Here is a 21321-nt window from a genome sequence, read left to right on the forward strand (position 1 = left end):
CGTGAATAGTTCGCAGAAAAGCAAGGAATAACATGTCGACTTACCCGCTGCTATCTTTCGCCATCTGGATTCCGATCGTTGCCGGTCTGGTGGTACTCGCCATCGGCTCCGAACGGAATGCGCCACTGGCAAGGATGCTTGCCCTGTTTGGCGCGATCGCCGGCTTTCTCGTCACCATCCCGCTGTGGACTGGTTTTGATATCGCCAATGGCGGCATGCAGTTCGTTGAACTGAAGAGCTGGATTCCCCGCTTCAACCTGAACTATCACCTCGGCGTTGACGGCATTTCGATGCTGTTCGTGATTCTGAACGCCTTCATCACCATCATCGTCGTCGCCGCCGGATGGGAAGTCATCAAGGAGAAGGTGGCGCAATACAATGCCGCTTTCCTGATCATGTCCGGCCTGATGAATGGTATCTTCACCTCGCTCGACGGCGTGCTGTTCTACGTCTACTTTGAAGCCTCGCTGATCCCGCTCTACCTGATCATCGGCGTCTGGGGCGGTCCGAACCGGGTGTACGCGGCTTTCAAGTTCTTCCTCTACACGCTGTTCGGCTCGCTGCTCCTGCTGCTCTCCCTGATGTATCTGTTCATCAATTCCGGCGGTAGTTTCTCGATCCTCGAATGGCACAAGCTGCCGATCGAGCTGGGCCCGCAGATCTGGTTGTTCCTGGCATTCCTGATTGCCTTCGCCGTCAAGGTGCCGATGTGGCCGGTGCATACCTGGTTGCCGGACGCCCACGTCGAAGCGCCGACCGGCGGTTCCATCGTGCTGGCAGCGATTGCGCTGAAACTCGGGGCCTACGGTTTCCTGCGGTTCTCCCTGCCAATTGCTCCGGATGCCTCGCACGAACTCTCCGGCCTGGTGGTTGCGCTGTCGCTGATTGCGGTCGTCTATATCGGTTTCGTCGCCCTGGTTCAGTCCGACATGAAAAAGCTGGTGGCCTATTCCTCGATTGCCCACATGGGTTTCGTGACGCTGGGTTTCTTCATGTTCAGCGCCATGGGTATCGAAGGCGCTCTGGTTCAGATGGTTTCGCACGGTTTCGTCTCGGGCGCAATGTTCTTCTGTATCGGCGTCATGTATGATCGTGTCCATAGCCGCCAGATCGCCGATTACGGCGGTGTGGTCAACACCATGCCGAAGTTTGCCGCCCTGTTCATGCTGTTCACCATGGCCAATTCGGGCCTGCCGGCAACCTCCGGCTTCGTTGGCGAATTCATGGTTATTCTCGGTGCCGTCAAATACAACTTCTGGGTTGCCTTCGCTGCCGCCAGCGCGATGATCATCGGTGCTGCCTATTCGCTCTGGATGTACAAGCGGGTGATCTTCGGCGACGTTGCCAACCATCACGTCGCCGAACTATCCGACATCAACAAGCGCGAGTTCGCCATTCTCGGCGTGCTCGCCCTCTGTACCCTTTGGATGGGCCTGTACCCGCAGCCCTTCACCGAAGTCATGCACGCCTCGGTCAACGACCTGCTGCGTCACGTTGCCATCAGCAAGATTCAATAAACGGTAGCCGACATGTTCGACAATTTCGTTGTCCCCGATCTCCTGCCCGCCGCCCCGGAAATTTTCCTGGCGGTGATGGCCCTCGCCATTCTGATGATCGATCTCCTGGTGAAGGATAGTCGGCGCACTGTTACCTTCGTCCTGACCCAGTTGACGCTGATCGGCTGTGCCGCCATTCAGTTCTCGACCAGCACGGGAGACATCGTTTATACCTTCAGCAACATGTTCGTCGATGATCTGATGTCGGATCTGCTGAAGTTGTTCCTCTATATGACCATGGTCATCGTGATGTTCTACTCGCGGGCCTATGTCATCGACCGTGAGGCGATGAACAAGGGGGAATACTACGTTCTTGCCCTGTTCGCGACCCTGGGCATGATGGTGATGATTTCGGCCAATCATTTCCTCACCATCTACATCGGTCTCGAACTGCTCTCTTTGTCGCTTTACGCCATGGTCGCGATGAACCGCGATTCGCTGGCCTCCACCGAAGCGGCGATGAAGTATTTCGTGCTCGGCGCGCTGGCCTCCGGTCTGCTGCTCTACGGCATGTCGATGATCTACGGCGCCACCGGCACCCTCGAAATCACCGGTGTCGCCGAGCGTCTCTACGGCGGCGATGTGAACAAGTCGGTTCTGGTCTTCGGCCTGGTCTTCCTGGTCTCCGGTCTGGCTTTCAAACTGGGTGTCGTTCCGTTCCACATGTGGATTCCCGACGTCTATCACGGTGCGCCGACCTCGGTCACCCTGCTCATCGGTTCCGCACCGAAGCTGGCCGCCTTCGCCATCGTCATGCGTCTGCTGGTCAATGGCCTGATCACCATGGCTGCGGACTGGCAGGCAATGCTGATCATCCTTTCGGTCCTCTCGATGGCCATTGGAAACTTGGCGGCCATCGCCCAGACCAACCTGAAGCGCATGCTGGCTTATTCGGCAATTTCGCACATGGGCTTCATGCTGCTCGGCATCACCACCGGCGTCGTCAGTGGCGATGCTCGCTATGCCCTGAATGCCTACAGTTCGGCGATGTTCTACGTGATCGCCTACGTGCTGATGAGCCTCGGTACCTTCGGCATGATCCTGATGATGGCCCGTTCCGGTTTCGAAGCCGAGAATATCGATGACTTCAAGGGTTTGAACAAGCGCAGCCCGTGGTTCGCCGGCATCATGCTGATGTTGATGTTCTCGATGGCCGGCGTCCCGTTCTTCATCGGTTTCTTCGCCAAGTTCTCGGTGTTGCAGGCGGTCATCGCCGCCGGTTACATCTGGCTGGCCATTGTCGCCGTGCTCTTCTCGCTGATCGGTACCTTCTACTACCTGCGGGTCGTCAAGGTGATGTACTTCGATGCGCCGACCGACGATACCCCGCTGACCGCCGGCATGGACATGCGTATCCTGATTTCCGCCAACGGCTTGGCAGTCGCGGCGCTTGGTATCTTCCCACAGGTCATCATGTCGCTCTGCGCCTACGCACTGCTGCGTTCGCTCTGACAACGGCTTGATCCTTTGTTCGCAACGCCCCGCTGGTCGGGGCGTTGCTGTTTTTGGAGACTGAAATGAGCCACGATGAGCACCTGATCGAATCGGAAATTTCCAGTGAAACCGTCTTCAAGGGCGTCTTGCTCGAGGTCCGCAAGGACTTCGTCGAACTTCCGAATGGCAAGGAATCGATCCGCGAATACATCGTGCACCCCGGCGCCGTGGTCATCCTGGCCTTCCTCGACAATGGCAATCTGCTCTTCGAACGACAGTTCCGCTATCCGTTACGCCGGGTCTTCCTTGAACTGCCGGCCGGAAAGATTGATCATGGCGAGGCCACGATTGACACGGCCCGCCGCGAACTACAGGAAGAAACGGGATATACGGCGCGCGAATGGGAATATCTGGGAATGATGCACCCCTGCATTGGTTACTCCGACGAGCGCATTGAAGTCTTTGCTGCGCGGGGCCTGCATCTTTCCGGGGAGAAACAGCTAGACCACAACGAGTTTCTCGACGTGCTCGAGCTCTCGCCCGAAGCTGCCCGGCAGGCCGTCTGGAGCGGCCAGATAACCGATGCCAAGACGATTGCAGCATTGTTCTGGCTTGACCGGCCCTGATCTGGAAGAAAAGTTGTTTGTTTGTGACGCCATAGTAGATCGCCCTGACTAGCCGGAACGGCGGTGGTGGGCACTTCATTCGCCCGCTCGGTAATCCGTCCTGCCCTCCGCATTTCGAATGCCATAGCAGCCGGGCAGCGATCCCGGATGCCGTGAATCAGTCATGGCTATTTCGACGAAGTCCCATAAAATGTCAGTCTGCGCGCCAAAATCGTTCCCCGGCCAATGTCTCGACTCAAACTTCCGCGCCTGCTCGCCCTCCTGGCGTTTATTCTCGCCGGCCTTCCCGTACAGGCCGAGGTAGCATCCCCGAGCTCCATTCGAGTCGTTCTCGACGACAATTACCCGCCATATTCCTTCCGCGCGGCGAATGGCCAGGTCCAGGGTATTCTCAAGGAACTGTGGGCCCTGTGGGCGCAGCGTACCGGCATCGCGGTGGACTTCCAGCCGATGGAGTGGGGCAAGGCGCGGGCTACGATGGAAAGCGGCCAGGCCGACGTCATCGACACTATTTTCGCGACCGAAGAGCGTCAGAAGATTTACGAGTTTTCGCGTCCCTACGCCGCCATCGAAGTCTCCTTGATGTTCCACGAGAGCATTAGCGGCATTGCCGATGCCACTTCGGCCAAGGGTTTCACGATTGGCGTCAAGGAAGGCGATGCCTGCATCGACTACCTGAGCGCCCAGGGCATCACTGATTTCAGGCGTTTTCCAAGCTACGAGGCGCAGGTCAAGGCTGCCGTGACCAACGATATTCGTGTCCTGTGCATCGACAAGCCACCAGCCTATTACTTCTTTAACCGCGAAGGCAAGGCCGACCAGTTTCGGCATTCACCGCCGCTTTATATCGGCCAATTCCACTGGGCCGTGGCCAAGGGTCGGCTCGACCTGATGCAGGTCGTCGAGGCGGGATTCGCCAGGATTTCCGCGGCTGAACGGCAGGCCATCGAAGAGCGCTGGCTTGGCGAACGACTGACCGGGAATCCGTGGGCCCGCTATGCCCGCGCCCTGGGCTATGGCCTGCTCGCCCTGAGCCTAGTGGTCGCCACCCTATTCCTCTGGGGCCGGACGCTGCGGCGCCAGGTTGCGGCGCGGACTGTCGAGTTGACGACGACGATGACTTCCCTGCGCAAGACCGAGGAGCGTTTCCGCACGCTGTTCGAGCAGGCCAATGACGCCATCTTGATCATGCAGGGGGCCACGGTACTCGATTGCAACCGCCGGGCCGAGATTCTGTACGGACAGTCTCGCGAACAGTTGATCGGCGCCTCGGCGATGGCTGCCGCGTCGCCGCAGGCCGACGGCCGGACATCGGCCGAGGTTTTGGGGAGGGTGATCAGTCGCGCCCAGGCTGGTGATCCGGTGGTTTTCGAATGGCGCAACCGGCGCCCCGATGGCTCGCTGCTCGACGTCGAGGTCAGTCTCAGCCGCATCGACTATGGCGGCGAGGAGTGCCTGCAAGCCATCGTTCGCGATATCACCGAGCGCAAGCAAAAGGATGACCGGATCAAGGAATTGCTTGCCGAGCAGCGCCTGATCTTCGACAACGTCCACGTCGGCATCCTGCTCTTACAGCAGCGCAAGATACTGAAGTGCAACCAGCGCCTCGCTGACATGTTCGGTTTCGCCGGTCCGGCGGCAATCGAAGGCAACACCACGCAGCTCTTTTACTGTTCGGAAGAGCAGTTCAAGGCGGCCGGCGACGTCGGTTATTCGCAGCTGGCGCGCGACGGTTTTGCCAATTTCGAATTGGAGATGCGGCACCGGGATGGCAGCCGCATCTGGGTCATCCAGACCGGCCGGCCGCTCGATCCGGAGGCCGTTCTCGACGGTGCCTCGATCTGGGTCTATACCGACATCACCGAGCGCAAGCAGGCCGATATCGCCCTGCGCCAATCGAAACAGGTGTTTGCGGCCGCCCTCGAATCGTGCCCGATCGCTGCCTCGATCGCGACCACGGCGGATGGCCGTTTCATCGAGGCCAACGCCAAATACGAGCGCGATTTCGGGTGGACGCGGGCCGATCTGATCGGCAGGACCTCCCAGGAGATCGGGCTGTGGCCGGATTTCGCCGAGCGCGAGTCGTGGATCGCAGCGATGGGGCGCGACGGCCGCCTGGTCGACTACGAAACCGTCTGGGCGAACCGCATTGGCGAACATCGGAACGTCAGCCTGGCCAGCGAGTTGATCGAACTGGATGGCCAATCCTGCATCCTCGCCTACATCACCGACATCACCGCCCGTAAGCGCGCCGAGGCCGACCTACGGATCGCCGCCGCCGCCTTCGAGTCGCAGGAGGGGATGATGATCACCGATGCTCAGTGCAAAATCCTGCGGGTCAATCAGGCCTTTACCGAAAGCACCGGCTACACGGTGGCCGAAGTGGTCGGCCAGTCGCCCCGCATGCTCAAGTCCGGGCGCCATGACGCAGAGTTCTATCGCTTGATGTGGGATTCGATTGGTCGGACCGGCACCTGGCAGGGCGAGATCTGGGATCGCCGCAAGGACGGCGAGATCTTTCCGAAGTGGCTGACCATTTCGGCAGTCAAGGATGAGGCCGGTATCGTCACCCATTACGTCGCCACCCACTTCGATATCACCGAACGCAAGAAAGCCGAGGAGAAGATCCAGGCCCTGGCCTTCAACGACCAGCTGACTGGCCTCGCCAATCGCTTCAGCCTCAACGAACGCCTGACCCGGGCGCTGGCGCTGGCCGGCCGCGGTGGCAAGACAGTGGCCCTGCTGATGATCGATCTCGACAATTTCAAGACCATCAACGACACGCTCGGCCACCAGATCGGCGACCACCTGCTGATGGAGGTCGCCCGTCGTCTCGCCGCCGCCGTGCGCCAGAGCGACCTGGTCGCCCGCCTGGGCGGCGACGAGTTCATTGTCGTCCTCGCCGACATCGATTCCCCGGCTGATGCTGCCCACGTTGCCGACAAGATACTGACAGTGCTGGCAGCGCCCTACGTGCTCGATGGCAACGAGCTGCGCACTAACGCCAGCATCGGGATCTGCCTCTTCCCGGACGATGCCGCCGAGAGCCAGGACCTGATCAAGAAGGCCGACGTTGCGATGTACCACGCGAAATCCAGGGGGCGGGGCAATTACCAGTTCTTCAAGGACGAAATCCAGCAGGCCGCTGTCAGGCGCCTCGGCATCGAGTCCGACCTGCGCAAGGCCATCGTCCAGCAGCAGTTCCTACTCCACTACCAGCCCCAGCTCGACCTGCGCAGCGGCCGGTTGGTCGGCGTTGAGGCGCTGATCCGCTGGCAGCATCCGGAGCGCGGCCTGGTCTCACCGATGGATTTCATTCCGATCGCCGAGGAAACCGGCCTCATCCTGCCGATCGGTGATTGGGTACTCGAACAGGCCTGTCGGCAACTGGCAGTCTGGCAAAGCCGTGGCATCGAACACATCAGAATGTCGGTGAACCTGACCGCCAGCCAGTTCCTCAACCGCGAGTTGCCGGCGCGCATCCGGGCACTGCTTGGCCAATACGGCGTGGCGACCAGCATGCTCAATCTCGAAGTCACCGAATCGATGTCGATGGCCTCCCCGGAGCAGACCATCGCCTCGATGACCGAACTGACCGAATGCGGCCTGTCGCTGTCGATCGACGATTTCGGTACAGGCTATTCTTCGCTGGCTTATCTCAAGCTGTTCCCGGTCAGCACGCTGAAGATCGATCGCTCCTTCGTCAAGGACATCGAAACTGACAGCAACGACGCCGATATCTGCGACGTCACTGTCCTGCTCGCCCACAAACTGGGGCTGGATGTCGTCGCCGAGGGCGTCGAGACCGAAGCGCAACTCCAGTATCTGCGCTCCATCGGTTGCGAGAAGATTCAGGGCTATCTGATCAGCAAGCCGCTCCCGGCCGAAGAGGCCGAGCGCTTCATTGTCGACCATGCGCCGCTGCGCGGTTTTGGGACGGTCGAATTGTGGCTGGGGCAGTGATGCTGGCGCTTTCGGGCGCCACGTTCCATAAACAAAAGCCCGGCACTTGAAGCCACCCGTCCCGGCGCCAGCACCGTCACAAAACCATCATCAGGGCTTAACACCCGATCGCTATTCTGGCCCTTCGAACGTCGTTGCTCGAACGGAACCAAGCATCGTCAACGGCGTCCAACAAGGCACCTCAACAAAGTCGGAGACAAGATGGAAAATGCATCATTCGGACATCGGCAACACGAGCGGCAACAGCAACAGCAGCAGCCCCAGCAAAGTGCATTTTATTCGGTGAATGCCGGTGTGGCGGGAAAGGTGGCGAAAGCGGATCATCCCCGGAACACTTGGCAGTTGAAGGCCATGGCCCAGGCGCGCAAGCAGTCGGGTAGCAAGCTCTAACGGCTCCAGTTGAATTCAAGCCGGATTTGCTTTCGGCCGGCGGTAGCGGAATGCCCGGCATTCCACCCACTTCTATCCCCAGCAGTACTCGCCCGCGGATTGCGGCGCGATCGCCCAAATTTGAGGCCAGAGAACTGACTGGCCGCGTTCAGCGCCAGGATGATCAGCCCGGCATCAAGCGAACCGACCGCCACGCCCTGGGCCGGGTTTCAGGCAGGGCGCCCGGCCCAGCGTTCGCTGCCCTGGCGGACGACTTCTTCCAACGAGCCTTCGCGGGCAAAGCTGTCGCGGACTTCGCGGGCGCCGTTGCGGCCTTGCAGGACTTCCGTGCGCAGAAGGTTGAGCGCCTCGGTCGAGCCGAGGTCGTAGGCATGCATCTCGATGCGCGCCATGGTGTGCAGGATGTCGTCGCGGATGATCCGCTGCTCGGCGCTGCCGGGCACCACCAGCGTGCCGTCGTAGCCGAAGCGGCAGGCCTGGAAGCGGTTGAAGGTATAGACCAGGTAATCGTCCTCGCTCGGCTCGACCGGCTTTTCCTCGAGCAGGTAGCGGGCCAGGGCCTGGGCGTAGGCGGCGATCTGCGCGGCGCGCTCGACGGTCAGCGGCGTATCCATGACGCGAAGTTCGATGGTGCCGAATTCCGGTTTGGGGCGGATGTCCCAGTAGAAATCCTTCATGCTCTTGACGACGCCGGTGGCGATCATCTTGCGGTAATAGCTCGCGAAGTCGTCCCAGCCCAGGACGAAAGGCGCCCGCCCGCTGAGCGGGAAGGCGAAGACCGAATTGAGCCGCGCCGACTGGAAGCCGGTGTCGAAGCCCTGGACGAAGGGCGAGGCAGCCGATAGCGCGATCAGGTGCGGGATGTAGCGGTTAAAGGCGTGGAGCAGCCAGAGCGCCTTGTCCGGACAGGCGCAGCCGATATGCACGTGCTGCCCGAAAATGGTGAATTGCTTGGCCAGGTAGCCGTAGAGCTGCGACAGATGATGGAAGCGCGGCGCATCGAAAATCGCCTGCTTGCCCCAGTGCTGGAACGGGTGGGTGCCGCCGCCGGAGAGCAGGATGCCGAGGCGGTCGGCCTGATGCACCAGTTCGTTGCGAATCTGGCGCAACTGGGTCACGGCATCGTCGTAGTCCTGGCAGATGTCGGTCGACAGCTCGATCATCGAATCGGTGATCTCCGGTTTGACGTCGCCCGGATGCTGGCGCCCGGCCATCTCGCGCAGCAGGTCGGGGGCGGCGCCGATCAGGTCGTAATCCTGGCCGCCGACGATCTGCAGTTCCAGTTCGATGCCCAGGGTCAGCGGCGCTGATTGGGAGAATGCCGGCAGTTCGTTTTCGGTCTCTTCATTCACGGCGTTCTCCGCTCCATTTCAGGCACAGCGCGACGATGACCGGGCCGGCCAGTTCCATGATGGCGGCGGCGCTCATCGCGACCGGCATCAGCGTGCCCTGCAGTTCTGGGTAGATTTGCCCGAGGTCGGCGGCGGCCACCATCACCGGCCCGGCCGCTGGCGACAGGGCGAGGCCCAACAACAGGCCCTGGCGCCAGCTGATGCCGGACGGGCGGGCGAGCAGCAAGACGCCACCCAGCTTGGCCAGGCTGCGCGCTGCGATCAGGGCGAGGGCGAGCAGGCCGCCGGTGAGCAGATGTTCGATCTTGATCTGCATGCCGACCACCAGAAACAGCATGACCACCAGCACGCCGCCGACCGAGCCGAAATGGCGCGGAAAGACCCAGGCCCGGGTGGTGCCGTTGCGCAGCACGAGGCCGGCGAACAGCATGCACAGCGTCACCGGCAGGCGCAGCGCCTCGATCAGGCCAATGGTCATCAGCACCAGGCCAAGCAAGACGATGGAAGCGTATTCGTCGCGCAACTTGAGCCACCGATCGAGCCGGCTGATCGCCTCGGCCAGCAGCTTGCCAACGATCAGGCCGCCGCCGAGCAGATAGAGCGGGTGGGTGATCGCCATCACCCAGTCGCCGCGGTAGTGCTGGTGCAGGGCGCCCATCGCCAGATGGACGGTGACCACGGCGTAGATGGTGTTGAGTGCCGTCAACACCAGCAGGCGGGTGCTGACCTGGCCCTGGGCATTGCTCTCGGCGACGACGCGCATGATCACGGCAGGCGAGCTGGACATGCCGATGGCGCCGAGCAGGATGGCTGGCCCGATGGCCAGGCCGAGATAGCGGCTGAGCGCGAAGACGGCGCCAAACGCGGCCAGCGATTCGCAGAGGCTGGTTACCAGCAGCCAGCGGTTGTGCTGCAGCCAGCGCAGATCGACCCGGCTGCCCAGTTCGAGCAGCAGAATCCCTAGGGCGACATCGAGCCCCCAACGCAACCATTCGCTGTGCTCGGCGACCAGCGGATCACCGGCCAGCGCGGCGACCAGCATGCCGACCACCGGGTAGGCCGTGATGCGCGGCAGGCCGAGGTGATGACGCACCAGTTCGCCGGCCAGCGCGGCGCCGACGATTGCCAGCGCGATCCACAGCAGCGGGCTCAGGGCGAGCGGCCAGTCGGGCAGGAAAAAGACCGACGGCGTCATCGCGGAAGTTTCCCGGGTTGGCGCCGTGTATCGTCCATGGCGTGGTGAAGCCGGGCGCGGAATGCGCTGTTCTTCATGTTTCCTCCCACTATCCAGATTGGAATGCTTGACCGTGGCGCAGGCCGCTCGGGCGATTGCGCCAGGAATGTCGATGCAGCGGTTTGCCCGGGCGGGCACCAGTGTCGATCCGGCCGCCTGGGCGATATGGCAATTGCCTAGAAAGGACCGGCAGCCTAACACGCGCTAGGTATGAGATGAAATTGCCGGATGAGTTCCGCTGAATCCGGCGTCGCCCATCAAGGCCGGCAGCTGGCGCTGCTTCCTACTTCGACAGGTTGCGCATGGCCCGTTCCAGGCCGTCGATAGTCAGCGGGAACATGCGTTTGCCGGTCAGTTGCTGGATCAGTTGAATCGACGGCGTGTAGCTCCAGTGTTCCTCGGGCAGCGGGGTGAGCCAGGCGGCGTGCGGCCAGGTCTTGAGCAGGCGTTCGAGCCAGACGGCACCGGCTTCCTCGTTCCAGTGCTCGACACTGCCGCCGGGGCGGGCGATTTCGTAAGGGCTCATGCTGGCGTCGCCGACGAAGACCAGCTTGTAGTCGGGGCCGTAGGTGTGGATGACGTCCCAGGTTGACAGTTTTTCGTCGTAGCGGCGGCGATTGTCCTTCCAGACGCCTTCATAGACGCAGTTGTGGAAATAGAAGTGTTCGAGGTGCTTGAACTCGGCGCGCGCTGCCGAGAACAGTTCCTCGCAGGCCTGGATGTGGTCGTCCATCGAGCCGCCGATATCGAGGAAGAGCAGCACCTTGACTGCGTTGTGGCGTTCCGGCCGCAGATGCAGGTCGAGCCAGCCGCCATTCCTCGCCGTGCCGGCGATGGTGCCGTCGAGGTCGAGTTCGGTCGGGGCACCTAGGCGGGCAAAACGGCGCAGGCGGCGCAGGGCGACCTTGATGTTGCGCACGCCGAGGTCGAGCGAGTCGTCGAGGTTACGGAATTCGCGCTGCTCCCAAACCTTGATCGCCGTGCGATTGCCGACCGAGTCGCCGCCGATGCGCACGCCTTCCGGGTTGTAGCCGCCGTGGCCGTAGGGCGAGGTGCCGGCGGTGCCGATCCACTTGCTGCCCCCGGCATGGCGTTCCTTCTGCTCGGCCAGGCGCTGCTTCAACTGTTCGAAAACCTTCTCGTAGCCGAGCTTCTGCAACTTCAGGCGATCGGCTTCCGAGAGATGACGGCGGGCCGCCAGTTCCAGCCATTCCTCGGGCACCTCGGGGGCGAAGCCAGGCAGGGCCTCGACGCCGTGAAAATACTCGCCGAAGGCGCGGTCGAAACGGTCGTAGAGCGCCTCGTCCTTGACCAGCAGGGTGCGCGATAGCAGGTAGAAATCGTCCAGGCTGCCGCTGACCAGCCGCGCCTCGAGCGCTTCGAGCAGGGCCAGCAGCTCGTTGGTCGACACCGGGAGCTGGCGCGCCTTGAGGTGCAGGAAGAAATCGACCAGCATGCCCTAGCTCTTGCGGCGGTTCATGAAAGCCAGGCGCTCGAAGAGATGGACGTCCTGCTCGTTCTTGAGCAGGGCGCCGTGCAGCGGCGGAATGGCGTCCTTGGCTTCCTTGGCGCGCAGGGCTTCCGGCGGAATATCTTCGGCCAGGAGCAGTTTCAGCCAGTCGATCAGTTCGCTGGTCGATGGCTTCTTCTTCAGACCGGGCACCTCGCGCAGATCGAAGAAGACCTCCAGCGCTTCCTTGAGTAGATCGTGCTTGAGTACTGGAAAGTGCACGGCGACGATCCGTTTCATCGTCTCCCGGTCCGGGAACTTGATGTAGTGGAAGAAGCAGCGGCGCAGGAAGGCATCCGGCAGTTCCTTCTCGTTGTTCGAGGTGATGATGATCAGCGGCCGGTGCTTGGCCTTGATCGTGCGCTGCAGCTCGTAGCAGTGGAATTCCATGCGGTCGAGTTCGCGCAGCAGATCGTTGGGGAATTCGATGTCGGCCTTGTCGATCTCGTCGATCAGCACCACCGAAGGTTCGTCGCACTCGAAGGCCTGCCACAGTACGCCATGCACGATGTAGTGCGAAATGTCCTCGACGCGCGGATCGCCCAACTGCGAATCGCGCAGGCGGGACACCGCGTCATATTCGTAGAGGCCCTGCTGGGCCTTGGTCGTCGATTTGATGTGCCACTGGAAGAGCGGCATGCCGAGCGCGCCGGCCACTTCCTCGGCGAGCAGCGTCTTGCCGGTGCCCGGCTCGCCCTTGATCAGAAGCGGGCGTTGCAGGGCGATGGCGGCATTGACCGCCAGCGTCAGGTCGCGGGTGGCGACGTAGGTTTCGGTACCTTCGAATTTCATGGGGGACTCACCAGGGAGAAAGCCGGATCGCCTTGCGGGGCGGCTTGCGTTACGGGTTGTGTGGCGGCAATGATAAGGCTGACCGGCGCCGGAATTGGACAGCCGTACTTTAATCAGCGACGTGATGCGGAAAAAGCGGCAATTTTCTGGCAATTCGGTATCGTGACTACGCTTGGTGCGCCCGCAGCGCCGCTAAGTTCCGCGTCGGCGGCATCTTCAACATTTGTCTATGGAACACTTCGTAATGCAACCGGAACGCCAGCGCCTCATCCGTACATTGTTCGACGAATACATCGAGATGTACGCCGCGCGTGACGATCGCCTGACCACCCGCTTCAGCCAGAATTTCAGCGGCTACGCCGGCAGCAGCGACCAGCTCGTCACCGACCGGGAAGAGTGGATCAGGATCACCCGACTCGATTTCGCCCAGGTGCCCGAGCGCATCCGGATCGAAATGCTGGACCTCGCGCTGCAGGAGCTCACTGACGATGTCGTCGCGGCCACCGCTTTCTTTCACATTCACCTGCCGCTCCCCGAGCATGTCCTGGCGCACGAGACGGCGCGTCTGGTGTTGGTCTTCCGGCGCGAAGGCAGCGACTGGATGATTGCGCACAGCGGCATCTCGATCCCCTTCGGCCTGGCCCGGGAAGGCGAGGTGTACCCGATGACCCGCCTGCAGGAACGCAATCGCGAACTGGAGGTGCTGGTCGAAGAGCGCACCCGTGATCTGAAAATAGCCAACGACGCGCTTGATGCCCACCGCAATCATCTGGAAACCGAGGTCCAGCAGCGTACGGCCGCCCTTTCCATCGCCAAGGAGGCGGCAGAAGCTGCCAATCGTGCCAAAAGCATCTTTCTGGGCACGGTGAGCCACGAATTGCGCACACCGATGAATGCCATCATGGGGATGACTTCGGTCGCCCGGGGCCAGGCGACCGACCCGACGCTGATCCGTCGCCTGACGGTGATCGACCGCGCCTCGCATCACCTGCTTGCCGTGATCAACGACATTCTCGACATCTCGAAGCTTGAAGCCGAGCGTCTGACCCTGGAATGCAAGGATTTCCGGCTGGACGATATTCTGCAAAAAATCACTGGTCAGCTCGGCCATCAGGCCGAGGCCAAGGGCCTGCAACTGGTGGTCGACGAGGCGCCGGAAATCGGCGACTTGGCGCTGCAGGGCGATCCGCTGCGCCTGGAGCAGATACTGCTCAACCTGGCCGACAATGCCGTCAAATTTACCGATCGCGGGACGATCAGTTTGCGCTCCCGGCTGACCGAGCTTGACCCGAACGGCGTCCGCTTGAATTTCGAGGTGCAAGACAGCGGCATCGGGATCGCCGAAAAGGACCTCAAACGTCTTTTCTCCCTCTTTGAACAGGCCGACGGTTCGACGACCCGCAAGTACGGTGGCACCGGCCTTGGCTTGGTGATCAGCAAGCGCCTGGCGCAGTTGATGGGCGGCGACATCTCGGTGGTCAGCGAACCCGGCGTCGGCAGCACCTTCACGCTGAACGTTCGCCTGAACCGGGCGCTTGGCAACTGAGCAGCGTCGACTACGCGTTTGCCCGGTGACCGAGGTTACATACCAATAGCTGGCGACTGGCCACAATCCATCGCGTCGCCCACCTTGAGGCGACGACAGCCCCTAACCCCGATGGAGAAAATCATGTCACTGACCACCGCCAAATTTGTCCGCACCGCAATTCTCGCGCTGACCACCGCCACCCTGTCGCTGGCCGTCGTTGCCGCCGATGCTCCGAAATCCCTCTACGACCGCCTGGGCGGCAAACCGGCGCTCAATGCCGTGGTCGGCGAATTGTGGACGCAGGTTGCCGCCGACGCCCGGATCAATGGCCGGTTTGCCCACACCAAGCCGGAAGTCTTCGGCGCCCAGCTAGTCGATTTCCTGTGCGTGACCAGCGGTGGCCCCTGCAAGTACTCGGGCGCCGACATGAAGAGCGCCCACACCGGCATGAAGCTGAGCGAACTGGAGTTCAACGCCCTGGCCGAAGATACCGTCAAGGCGCTCGACAAATTCAATGTGCCCGCTACCGAAAAAGGCGAAGTCATGACCCTGCTCGGCAGCCTGAAGGGCGACGTCATCAACCGCTAAGGCGGTTCGCCAGGTGGTGGGCTGGAGATCGGCCCGCCACCGTTCCGAATCAGAACCCGCATCCCGTTCGCCATGAAGAAAATATTCAGAATCGTTTTGTCCATTGTCGCCCTGCTGTTCGCCTCGCAGGCTCCGGCCCTGACCGACCGTGCCCATCTCGAGAAATGGTGCACCCACGGTTCGCAGGTCGCGGCAGGGCGTTGCATCGGTTACCTGCTGGCGGCCGAGGATGCCTTGTCGACGGCAGAAGTCGAGGGTGTAAGGGCCTGCGTGCCGCGCGACGTCACCCTGCAACAGCTGCATCAGGCGCTGATCGAATGGCTGGCTACCCATCCCGATGCCGCGGGGGAGACGGCGCTCGGCCTGGTCGCGCGGGCCTACGCCGAGCGTTTTCCCTGCGGGAAATGACAGGTAGCCCGCTCGGCGGCTACTACTTCCTTCTGGCGGGCCAGTGCCGTCAGAGGCCGCAAGAAAAGCATCCCTGAAACGGAAAACGCCCCAGAAATACGGGGCGTTTTGTTTTGCATGGGGTCCGGCGCTGTCTTAGCCGCCGTTTCTCGATGTCAGCCGGTTACCTGGAAATGCTCGACCAGCCCCCTCAACTCAAGCGCGGTCTTCGCCGTATCGGAGGCCTTGGCTGCGACTTGGGAGACGCTTTCTCCGGTTTGCTCGGCGGCCCGTGAAATGTTGTCCATCGAGCACGCGGTCTGCTGCGCAACCTTGCTTTGCTCCGCCGTCGAGTTGGCTATGTCGTCGGCCAGGCGCGACAGTTCTCCGGCGGCGTCGAGGATGCGGGCAAAGGATTCGTGCAGTTGCCCGGTCTGGCTGGCGCTTTGCTCGACGTCGGTGCTGACCGTGCTCATCGCGCTGACTGCCGCCTCTGCCTTGGTCTGGATCGAATGCACCATTTGATTGATGTCGGCCGTACTGTGCGCCGTCCGTTCGGCGAGCTTGCGTACCTCGTCGGCCACCACCGCAAAGCCCCGTCCGCTTTCCCCGGCCCGCGCTGCCTCGATTGCCGCGTTGAGTGCCAGCAGGTTGGTCTGGTCGGCAATTTCCTTGATCACCGAGGTCATCTCGTTGATCCGTTCGATCTCGGCCGACAACTCACCAACGGCATTGCTGGACGCCGTCGCGGCCTGCAGCGCACGCTGCGTCGTCGCCGCATTCTTGTCCACCTCGGCGGCGCTGTCATGGGCGATCTGGCGCGTCCGTTGCGAGGCGTCGGCGATCTCCTGCGTCCGCTTGGAGACTTCGGAAACCGAAACGGTCAGCTCCTGCATGCCCGCGCTGATCTGCATCACGCTTTCCGTCTGGCGGTCTACGACATCGTGTACGGTCTGCGTTTCAGCCGACAGCGAATCGGAGGTCTCGGACAAACGCCGCGATGCCTGGCGGACCGAAGCCAGTGTCCGGTTCAGTGCCTTGACCGCGGTATTGACCGAGGCCGCCATGTCGCCGATCTCGTCCTTCGAAGAAACCTCGACATGGACGGTCAGGTCGCCACCGGCAACGCGTTCGAGTACGCCCCGCACTGCTTCAGCCGGACGGGAGATCGAGCGCACGATGACCACCGCACCGATCAGCATTGTGGCCACTGCCGCGGCAAACACGCCGGTCACCAGCCAGTTCAAACGTTCGCCGAGCTGGGCGCTGGCCTCGTAGGTCCGGCGCATCGCCGTGTTTTCGAGTTCGATCAACTTGCCCAGGGGCTTCTGGAGCTTGCTGATGATGGCCGGCCATTCGTCCTCGACCAGGGCGGCCAGGGCATCCTGATCATCGGCGTCGTAAAGACGGTCGATGCGATCGAAGAGGGCGGGCAAGGTGGCAATCTGCTGGTCGATGGCCTGGATCAGCTCGATCTCCTCCGGCGAGTTCCCCTTGTTGGCGTTCGTGAAAATTTTCCAGTGTTCGGGAATCCGGGCACGGTTGTCCTTCAGATGGATACGTGACCCGGCACGTGGCAATTGTCCGACCGACACCGCGAGGACCCGGAAACGGATCTCGCTCATGATGCTGTCGATTTCCTGGACCGAGATCAGCGGCTGGACCGAGTGCTCGTACACATCGGTCAGCGCGCCGTGCGACGCCCGATTGCTGTAGATGTTGACACTCACGAAGAGGAGCATGATCAACAGCGCACCAATCGTCGCTGCATATAGTTTGGTGCTAAGCGTGATTCTCATCGGTGTCCTTCATGGCACTGAATGGCAAATGGCCGAATCCGCGGACTCGGCCATTCAGGTTGAGCCGTGACGGCGCAATTATTCGATCGGGTAGCCCTTGGCCTTCCATTCCGGGAAGCCGCCGCGGAACCAATGAATCTTGGTGTAGCCCGCCTTGATCGACATGGTCGCGGCCTTGAAACTCTTCCAGCAGTCGCCGGCATTGCAGTACAGGACGACCGGAGCTTTCTTGTCAGCCGGCATCTGGCTGAGGTCGAACTTGTCCTGGGAGGGATCGAAGTCGACCGCCTTAGCGCTCTTTTCCTTGTACGGAATGTTCTTCGCACCCTTGATGTGGCCTTCGGAATATTCCGCGGCAACCCGGGCGTCGATCACCGGCACGCCCTTGTCCATCAGTTGTTTGACCTGATCAGCGGAAACCAGCGTCGTGCCCGACAAGGTCGCCGGCGTTTCGGCGGCCTGTGCCAGACCAGCCAGCCCCAGGAAAACCATGGCAGCGGTTGCCTTGGCAAGAATACGGGTGAACTTCATAACTCCCTCCGGATACGTATTATTGGAAATGGACATGCCCGCGGTTGATAGCCAGATTCGTGCCACAAAGGAAATCGGCAAATAAATGCGGTTTTTGACATAAACATAAGAAAATCATCAAATTCTATTCCTGGTTGTGGGAATTATGCTTTATGAATGTCAATATCGGGAATCGCTGGTTCGCTGCCAACGGGGAGTGATTTATGGTTTCTCTCTTTGCGGCCAAATCTCTTCGACCGCTTTAAGTTGCTTGGCCATGGGGCGACGCTTTGTGGACTATGATGGTCTGACGAGGTACGGAGGTGAGGATCATGCCGACGAGACTACTGGCCGCGGTGATTGGTTTGGTGCTTGGAGTGTCCACATGCTCCGTTGCGCATGCCCAGGTAGACAAAGTCCTTGTCCATGTCGTCAGCTGGGTTCTGCAGAAACAAATCGATGAACTGGAGAAGGCGAACGATCCGAACCGGGACCTGCGCGAGTACAACGCCGGGGACAAATACGACGCTCGTGACCAGTACGCTCCCCGTGAGCAGCCAAAATATCAGGAGCCACCGGCCTACCGCGGCTACGGCAATGAACCCAATGCTGGCCGCCCCGAGAGCAACCAAACCGTTGGGCCGGCCACGCAATAGGGGGGCTTGCATAGCCACTTTTGAATTGTGGGTCGAACACTCCGGTCGCGCGAAAAGCCTCTCCCAAACGAAAAACGCCCCGAAAAATCGGGGCGTTTTGTTTGGGGCCGGGTGCTGCCTTAGCCGCAGCTACCCACTGCCCCGCAGGCGGTACAGAAGTCGCAGCCGTCCTTGCGGATCATCGTGTGGTTGCCGCATTCGCTGCACAGCTTGCCCTGGGTCGGGTGCACCTTGTTACTGCTGCTGTCTTCCGGCGCTTCGAGTATGCCCATCTGCTGCAGCGGGAAGCCGGCTTCGTCGAGGATGCCGAGCATGGCGTAGCGGTGAATGATCAGCTGGGCGATGTAGGCGACAGTCGACGGGTAGGTCTGCTGCTTGCGGGAGCCCGGGACGAAGGCCATGAAGTCGCCGAACGGCTCGGAGTAGTCGAGCAGCTTGCGCAGCTTCATGCCGATCCAGGCCGGATCGAGGACGCGCATGTCGAGCGACAGGAGCTTGGAGAGGCCGTCGAGGGCGCGCGGGTAGTTGCCGGAGAGCCACATCGAGTAGGGGCGGGTGACGCCGTCGGGCAGGGTGATTTCCTTGAGGCCGAGGACAAAATCTTCGCCGGTCGAGGCGTTATTGACGTCCACCGTCCAGGACAGCGTGCCGTCGGTGCCGGTCTTCGGCTCCTTGGTGCTGAACAGGGCATCCTTCACCGGGGTCGGGCCTTCGTGCTTGAAGGCGCCGAGCTGCTCGCAGCGCCAGCGGATAACCTGGGCCATGGCGGAGACCACCGAGGGCAGGCGCTTGCGCTCGCCATGCGGCGGCATCTGCATGTCGAAGGCGTCGCCCGGGGTCTTGGCCAAGGCATCGAGCTTCATTTCCAGCCAGCCGTGGTCGTTGGCACGCATGTCCATGGACAGCGTCTTGGCAACGGCGCCCAGGCCGCGCGGTTCGGCCGGGCCGTTGGCCCAGACTTCGAACGGCCAGGCCCGGCCTTCCGGTTCGACGTGGCCGACGAAGAGGGCGAACTTGCCGATCGGCGAGTCGACCATGTAGGTCCAGCACAGGTTGCCTTCCGGCAGGTTCGGGCGGCCCGGCCAGCGCAGGCTGGCGAGCACCGGGGCCGGCAGGTTCTTGATCGACAGGCGGCGGTTGGCGTCGGAGACGAAATCCTGCGGCGACTTGGCGGCGTCGGCGGCGGCAGCCTCGGCCGTGCTCGGCTCGGGGGTGACGGAGAGTACGGAGCCGAGGATGCTGTTCGGGCGGTAGGTGGCCAGACCCTTGAGGCCGGATTTCCAGGCGCTCATGTAGAGATCCTGGAAGTCTTCGTAGGGGTAGTCGCCCGGCACGTTGACCGTCTTCGAGATGGCGGTGTCGATGTGCGGCGCGACGGCGGCGACCATGTCCTTGTGGGCGGCAGCCGAGATTTCCAGGGCCGTGACGAAGTATTCCGGCAGCTTGCTGACATCGCCGCCGAGGTGCTTGTAGAGGCGCCAGGCGTAGTCCTCGACCGAGTACTCTTTCAGCGTGCCGTCCGGCATGCGCTTCTTGCGGCTGTAGGTCCAGGAGAACGGCGGTTCGATGCCGTTCGAGGCGTTGTCGGCAAAGGCCAGCGAAATGGTGCCGGTCGGCGCGATCGACAGCAGGTGCGAGTTACGCAGGCCGTGCTTGCGGATTTCGGCCTTGACGTCAGCCGGCAGGCGGGAGGCGAAATTACCGCCGGAGAGGTAGAGCTCGGCGTTGAACAGCGGGAAGGCGCCGCGCTCCTTGGCCATTTCGACCGAGTACAGATAGGCGGCATCGCGCATCTGCTCGGTGATCCGGGTAGCCATGGCGCGGGCTTCCGGTTTGTCGTAACGCAGGCGCAGCATAGCCAGCGCATCGCCGAGGCCGGTGAAGCCGAGGCCGACGCGGCGCTTGTTGGCGGCTTCTTCCTGCTGGCGCTCGAGCGGCCAGTGGGTGGCGTCGAGTACGTTGTCGAGCATGCGGGTCGAGACGCGGCAGACTTCGGCGAATTCGTCGAAATCGAAACTGGCCTGCTCGGAGAAGGGGTGACGGACAAACAGGGTCAGGTTGATCGAACCCAGGCAGCAGCAGCCGTAGGGCGGCAGCGGCTGTTCGGCGCAGGGATTGGTGGCCTCGATGACTTCGCAGTAATTGAGGTTGTTGTCCTTGTTCATGCGGTCGAGGAACAGGATGCCCGGCTCGGCGTGGTCGTAGGTGGATTTCATCACCTGGTCCCAGAGGTCGCGGGCGCGCACCTTGCGGTACACCCACAGGCCGTCCTCGCGCTGGTAGGCGCCGGAGGACTTCATTTCGCCGTTCGGCTCGGCGCGGTGGGTCAGTTCGACATCGGTGTCGGCATCGACGGCTTCCATGAAGGCGTCGGTGACGCCGATGGAAATGTTGAAGTTGGAGAGGTCGCCTTTGTCCTTGGCGTGGATGAAGACTTCGATATCCGGGTGGTCGCAACGCAGCACACCCATCTGGGCGCCACGGCGGGCGCCGGCGGATTCGACGGTTTCGCACGAGCGGTCGAAGACGCGCATGTACGACACCGGGCCGGAAGCGCGCGACTGGGTACCCTTGACGCGGGCGCCTTGCGGACGGATGGACGAAAAATCGTAGCCGACGCCGCCACCGCGACGCATCGTTTCAGCGGCCTGGGCCAGCGCGGTATAGATGCCGGGACGGCCGTCGGTATTTTCGACGATGGAGTCGCCAACCGGCTGCACGAAGCAGTTGATCAGCGTCGCCTGAAGGTCGGTGCCGGCGGCGGAGTTGATCCGGCCGGCCGGGATGAAGCCGTTTTCCTGGGCCCACAGGAAGCGGTTTTCCCAGTGCGCGCGATCCTTCTCCTGCTCTACCTGAGCCAGTGCCCAGGCGACGCGTTTGCGCACGTCGTGGACGCTGGTTTCCTTACCCTTGGCGTATTTTTCGATCAGGACTTCGCCGGAAATCTCCTGCTCTTGCAGGGGGGCGAATTCGGGGGGGCGGGAATGTCGGTCAGC

At 61.9% G+C, this 21321-nt stretch carries 16 protein-coding genes; 9 read left to right on the top strand and 7 right to left on the bottom strand.

All coding sequences use genetic code 11. From position 1 onward, the window contains the following. Window positions 1-32: 32 nt before the first annotated feature. From NQE15_RS08845 to NQE15_RS08865, 5 genes are all read left to right on the top strand, one after another. Entirely contained in the window at window positions 33-1517 is a 1485-nt protein-coding gene (locus tag NQE15_RS08845; protein WP_265948590.1) for an NADH-quinone oxidoreductase subunit M, read from the top strand. Between the two features lie 12 nt (window positions 1518-1529). Further along, window positions 1530-3008 (top strand): NADH-quinone oxidoreductase subunit NuoN, encoded by a 1479-nt coding sequence (gene nuoN / locus NQE15_RS08850; protein WP_265948593.1) that lies wholly within the window; start codon window positions 1530-1532, stop codon window positions 3006-3008. Window positions 3009-3073: 65 nt separating this feature from the next. Further along, window positions 3074-3616 carry an NUDIX domain-containing protein gene (locus tag NQE15_RS08855; protein WP_265948595.1) on the top strand — a complete coding sequence of 181 codons (543 nt, stop codon included), beginning with the start codon at window positions 3074-3076 and terminating at the stop codon, window positions 3614-3616. Between the two features lie 225 nt (window positions 3617-3841). Further along, window positions 3842-7579: an EAL domain-containing protein gene (locus NQE15_RS08860; protein ID WP_265948597.1), complete on the top strand. Its 3738-nt coding sequence runs from the start codon at window positions 3842-3844 to the stop codon at window positions 7577-7579. A 201-nt stretch (window positions 7580-7780) separates the two neighbouring features. Then, window positions 7781-7969: a hypothetical protein gene (locus NQE15_RS08865; RefSeq protein ID WP_265948599.1), complete on the top strand. Its 189-nt coding sequence runs from the start codon at window positions 7781-7783 to the stop codon at window positions 7967-7969. 209 nt (window positions 7970-8178) lie between these two features. Here NQE15_RS08865 and NQE15_RS08870 read toward each other — a convergent pair whose 3' ends face one another. From NQE15_RS08870 to NQE15_RS08885, 4 genes are all read right to left on the bottom strand, one after another. Then, a complete protein-coding gene (locus tag NQE15_RS08870) occupies window positions 8179-9321 on the bottom strand; it encodes a YbdK family carboxylate-amine ligase (protein WP_265948601.1) in 1143 nt (380 codons plus the stop codon). After that, window positions 9314-10516, bottom strand: a complete 1203-nt coding sequence (locus NQE15_RS08875) for a cation:proton antiporter (protein WP_265948604.1) — start codon at window positions 10514-10516, stop codon at window positions 9314-9316. The genes NQE15_RS08870 and NQE15_RS08875 overlap by 8 nt, the downstream gene beginning before the upstream one ends. Before the next feature lie 322 nt (window positions 10517-10838). Next, window positions 10839-12011 (bottom strand): vWA domain-containing protein, encoded by a 1173-nt coding sequence (locus NQE15_RS08880; protein ID WP_265948606.1) that lies wholly within the window; start codon window positions 12009-12011, stop codon window positions 10839-10841. A gap of 3 nt (window positions 12012-12014) precedes the next feature. Then, on the bottom strand, window positions 12015-12857 hold the full coding sequence (locus NQE15_RS08885) for an AAA family ATPase (protein ID WP_265948610.1): 843 nt from the start codon (window positions 12855-12857) through the stop codon (window positions 12015-12017). A 244-nt stretch (window positions 12858-13101) separates the two neighbouring features. Here NQE15_RS08885 and NQE15_RS08890 point away from each other — a divergent pair, with 244 nt between their 5' ends. The 3 genes from NQE15_RS08890 to NQE15_RS08900 all read left to right on the top strand — a co-directional run bounded on the left by NQE15_RS08890 (window position 13102) and on the right by NQE15_RS08900 (window position 15381). Further along, on the top strand, window positions 13102-14403 hold the full coding sequence (locus tag NQE15_RS08890) for an ATP-binding protein (RefSeq protein ID WP_265948614.1): 1302 nt from the start codon (window positions 13102-13104) through the stop codon (window positions 14401-14403). 123 nt (window positions 14404-14526) lie between these two features. Then, complete coding sequence (locus tag NQE15_RS08895) at window positions 14527-14973, top strand: group I truncated hemoglobin (RefSeq protein ID WP_265948616.1); 447 nt, start codon at window positions 14527-14529, stop codon at window positions 14971-14973. 72 nt (window positions 14974-15045) lie between these two features. After that, window positions 15046-15381: a Rap1a/Tai family immunity protein gene (locus tag NQE15_RS08900; protein ID WP_265948619.1), complete on the top strand. Its 336-nt coding sequence runs from the start codon at window positions 15046-15048 to the stop codon at window positions 15379-15381. Window positions 15382-15536: 155 nt separating this feature from the next. Here NQE15_RS08900 and NQE15_RS08905 read toward each other — a convergent pair whose 3' ends face one another. Then, window positions 15537-17159, bottom strand: a complete 1623-nt coding sequence (locus tag NQE15_RS08905; protein WP_265948623.1) for a methyl-accepting chemotaxis protein — start codon at window positions 17157-17159, stop codon at window positions 15537-15539. A 78-nt stretch (window positions 17160-17237) separates the two neighbouring features. After that, complete coding sequence (locus NQE15_RS08910) at window positions 17238-17690, bottom strand: rhodanese-like domain-containing protein (protein ID WP_265948627.1); 453 nt, start codon at window positions 17688-17690, stop codon at window positions 17238-17240. Window positions 17691-18001: 311 nt separating this feature from the next. On the opposite strand from NQE15_RS08910, the gene NQE15_RS08915 reads away from it, so the two are divergent. Next, on the top strand, window positions 18002-18325 hold the full coding sequence (locus NQE15_RS08915; RefSeq protein ID WP_265948630.1) for a hypothetical protein: 324 nt from the start codon (window positions 18002-18004) through the stop codon (window positions 18323-18325). 119 nt (window positions 18326-18444) lie between these two features. Here the strand turns inward: NQE15_RS08915 and NQE15_RS08920 are convergent, their stop codons facing one another. Further along, window positions 18445-21285, bottom strand: a complete 2841-nt coding sequence (locus tag NQE15_RS08920) for an adenosylcobalamin-dependent ribonucleoside-diphosphate reductase (RefSeq protein WP_265950204.1) — start codon at window positions 21283-21285, stop codon at window positions 18445-18447. Window positions 21286-21321 lie beyond the last annotated feature (36 nt).

Source organism: Dechloromonas sp. A34 (assembly GCF_026261605.1).
Taxonomy (GTDB): domain Bacteria; phylum Pseudomonadota; class Gammaproteobacteria; order Burkholderiales; family Rhodocyclaceae; genus Azonexus.

Coding starts and splice junctions, on each gene's coding strand:
- NQE15_RS08845 (WP_265948590.1), top strand. CDS start 33: ATGTCGACTTACCCGCTGCTATCTTTCGCCATCTGGATTCCGATCGTT.
- nuoN (WP_265948593.1), top strand. CDS start 1,530: ATGTTCGACAATTTCGTTGTCCCCGATCTCCTGCCCGCCGCCCCGGAA.
- NQE15_RS08855 (WP_265948595.1), top strand. CDS start 3,074: ATGAGCCACGATGAGCACCTGATCGAATCGGAAATTTCCAGTGAAACC.
- NQE15_RS08860 (WP_265948597.1), top strand. CDS start 3,842: ATGTCTCGACTCAAACTTCCGCGCCTGCTCGCCCTCCTGGCGTTTATT.
- NQE15_RS08865 (WP_265948599.1), top strand. CDS start 7,781: ATGGAAAATGCATCATTCGGACATCGGCAACACGAGCGGCAACAGCAA.
- NQE15_RS08875 (WP_265948604.1), bottom strand. CDS start 10,516: ATGACGCCGTCGGTCTTTTTCCTGCCCGACTGGCCGCTCGCCCTGAGC.
- NQE15_RS08880 (WP_265948606.1), bottom strand. CDS start 12,011: ATGCTGGTCGATTTCTTCCTGCACCTCAAGGCGCGCCAGCTCCCGGTG.
- NQE15_RS08885 (WP_265948610.1), bottom strand. CDS start 12,857: ATGAAATTCGAAGGTACCGAAACCTACGTCGCCACCCGCGACCTGACG.
- NQE15_RS08890 (WP_265948614.1), top strand. CDS start 13,102: ATGCAACCGGAACGCCAGCGCCTCATCCGTACATTGTTCGACGAATAC.
- NQE15_RS08895 (WP_265948616.1), top strand. CDS start 14,527: ATGTCACTGACCACCGCCAAATTTGTCCGCACCGCAATTCTCGCGCTG.
- NQE15_RS08900 (WP_265948619.1), top strand. CDS start 15,046: ATGAAGAAAATATTCAGAATCGTTTTGTCCATTGTCGCCCTGCTGTTC.
- NQE15_RS08905 (WP_265948623.1), bottom strand. CDS start 17,159: ATGAGAATCACGCTTAGCACCAAACTATATGCAGCGACGATTGGTGCG.
- NQE15_RS08910 (WP_265948627.1), bottom strand. CDS start 17,690: ATGAAGTTCACCCGTATTCTTGCCAAGGCAACCGCTGCCATGGTTTTC.
- NQE15_RS08915 (WP_265948630.1), top strand. CDS start 18,002: ATGCCGACGAGACTACTGGCCGCGGTGATTGGTTTGGTGCTTGGAGTG.